Genomic DNA, 2532 nt, shown 5'->3' with positions numbered 1-2532 from the left:
AACGATCACCACGGCGCCGCTGAAGACCTCGTCCAGGCGGCCTGAGCAGAGAAGGAAAACTCGTAGGGACTGTCCACATTCCTTGACACAGCCCACAACTCTGCGCCTACACCCAAGGATGTCCAATGGGTATACCTCGTTGGACGCCCAGGGCGTGGCCCCCTTCAGCACCGAACTGTCGCAATCGGCGGCAGGCCGGTCGAATCCTCCACGAACCGGGTGCTGGGAGCTGCGTCGCTACTCACCCGCCGGGGTTCTCGTTACAGCGCTCCTGCTGCGCAAATCAGGGGCAAGGCTCGCACCAGGTAAACCAGATCTCTAGCGTTCGTCCAGGACATCGGCAAAGTGACCGACTTCAGCTCTGAGCTCTGTTATCAACTTGTCGCTGGCGGCACGGGAATGCGTCGCAGCCTCAGGGCTGTCCCAGCCCTCGAACGGATCGAAATGGGAGACCCAGTGGTCCATCCACTCCTCGAGTCGCCGGCCCAAGGACGCCGAAAGAAGATAGTCACTGGGCTCCATCGCGTACTTGTTGGTGCCTGTCTCCCATAAGGGAAACCTGACTCCCCAGTCGGGGAAGAATCTGATCCTTCGCCTCTCTGGCCTCTGTCCGATGAACTCAGGATCGGGCGGTACCGGCTTCACTAGGCATACCTCTATTTAGGCGTAGGTAGATCAACGAGAACGTTGCTGCTTTCGTCACCAAGGACACGGCGACGTCCAACGGTTACCCCACAGCGAGCTCCATCTCTGTGTGCACTGCCGGCGCCTGGTTTGATCATCAGGTCTGAGGGATTGATCAGTGAGGCAATCGTACGCACCGCTACGAGCGACTGTCCTGCACAACCTCCGAGACGGATGTTCGTCGTTGCTCGTCAGCGGAAGAACCGAACCATTGCACGAACCGAGAGGACGACCGCGACGATGAAGCAGGCGATCCCTATCGCGTATAGAAGGCTGGAAGGGCTCATCCGATACACCGTCTGACTCACTGACGATGTGGCGGTGCTTTGCTCGCACACAACAACTGGCGGGACATAGCGGGGCTCGATATCAGAACCAACAATCTCGGGACCTCCCAAACTGAAGCGCCCTGAGTTTGTTGGAGGCTCCTGGCCTTGGAAACGAGGATGGAGTTATGCCGAAGGAACTGGCGAATGGGAAGCCGACGACGCGTCGCTACTCGGACGAGGAGAAGGCCGCCGCGGTGCGGATGGTGAGGACGCTGCGGGCCGAGCTCGGGGTCACGCAAGGAACCGTGCAGCGAGTCGCGACGCAGCTCGGGTACGGGGTCGAATCCGTGCGGATGTGGGTGAAGCAGGCCGACATCGACGAGGGTGTCACCTCCGGCGTGAGCTCGGCGGAGGCGCAGCGGGTGAAAGAGCTCGAGCAAGAAGTCCGCGAGCTTCGCCGGGCCAACGAGGTGCTGAAGCGGGCTGCGTCTTTCTTCGGGGCGGAGCTCGACCGCCACTACCGGAAGTAGTCGCGTTCATCGACGCGAACAAGGACGACCTCGTCGACGGTCGCCGGCTCGGAGTCGAGCTCATCTGCAGACAGTTGCAGGTGGCTCCGAGCAGCTACTACGCCGCCAAGACCCGCACCCCGTCCGCCCGTGCCCAGCGGGACGAGGAGCTGATCCCGCGGCTCGTCGAGCTGTGGGAGGCGAACTACCGGATCTACGGGGTCCGCAAGCTCTGGAAGGCGGCCCGGCGGGCGGGGATCGCGATCGGCCGCGACCAGACCGCGAGGTTGATGAAGGTGGCAGGGATCGAGGGCACGAGGCGCTCGAAACGGGTGAAGACGACCAGGCCGGATCCGGCGTCCGCGCGACACCCGGATCTGGTGCAGCGGGAGTTCACCGCGACCGCTCCGAACCGGCTCTGGGTGACGGATCTGACGTTCGTGGCGACCTGGGCCGGTGTCGCGTACGTGTGCTTCATCATCGACGCGTTCTCCCGCATGATCGTCGGGTGGCGGGTCGCGTCGCACATGCGCACCGAGATGATCCTCGACGCCATCGAGATGGCCCGCTGGTCCAGAGGTCACCGCCACGCGGACCTGCGGTGTCACAGCGAAGCGGGGTCTCACTTCACGTCCATTCGCTACGGCGAACGCCTCGCGGAGATCGGCGCGACGCCGTCGATCGGGACCGTCGGCGACGCCTACGATTGTCAGTCTGTTTCTGCCGGGTTCCGCGAGAATCGGGTAGTCCCGGCCGGCGCGGTTTGACCCTTGCTTATGATTGGCCCGCATGGTGCCTTTGCGTTGATCTGTCGACCGTCCGGCCGGGGCTGTATCAAGCGCTGCCGCCGGTCGGGCGTGACCTAATAGGAGCCTGGAGCATACTTTCGACAGCGTCCCCGTGACAGTCCTGTCCACCCGCCGACGACAGCGTGAAACCCACGATAACGGGCGAAGGAGACAGCATCATGGACGATGTTGAGCAGTTCAGATCAGGGCACATCGTAATCGGCATCGACACCCACAAACACATCCACGTCGCAGCAGTCATGGACTCTGTCGGCGGGATCC

Annotated in this window: 1 protein-coding gene, 1 pseudogene and 1 other annotated feature; of the genes and pseudogenes, one reads left to right on the top strand and one right to left on the bottom strand. The window is 62.8% G+C overall.

From position 1 onward, the window contains the following. Positions 1-318: 318 nt before the first annotated feature. Positions 319-465 carry a hypothetical protein gene (locus tag AB0I45_RS13825; protein WP_175407001.1) on the bottom strand — a complete coding sequence of 49 codons (147 nt, stop codon included), beginning with the start codon at positions 463-465 and terminating at the stop codon, positions 319-321. Between the two features lie 673 nt (positions 466-1138). On the opposite strand from AB0I45_RS13825, the pseudogene AB0I45_RS13820 reads away from it, so the two are divergent. Next, positions 1139-2196: pseudogene (locus tag AB0I45_RS13820) on the top strand (IS3 family transposase); the annotation flags it as partial. Next, positions 1438-1572, top strand: a sequence feature (AL1L pseudoknot). Its footprint overlaps the pseudogene before it by 135 nt. Positions 2197-2532: the final 336 nt, after the last annotated feature.

It is taken from the genome of Brevibacterium sp. NPDC049920, assembly GCF_040656435.1.
Classification (GTDB): domain Bacteria; phylum Actinomycetota; class Actinomycetes; order Actinomycetales; family Brevibacteriaceae; genus Brevibacterium; species Brevibacterium pityocampae.
This window is presented reverse-complemented; position numbering and strand designations above follow the sequence as displayed.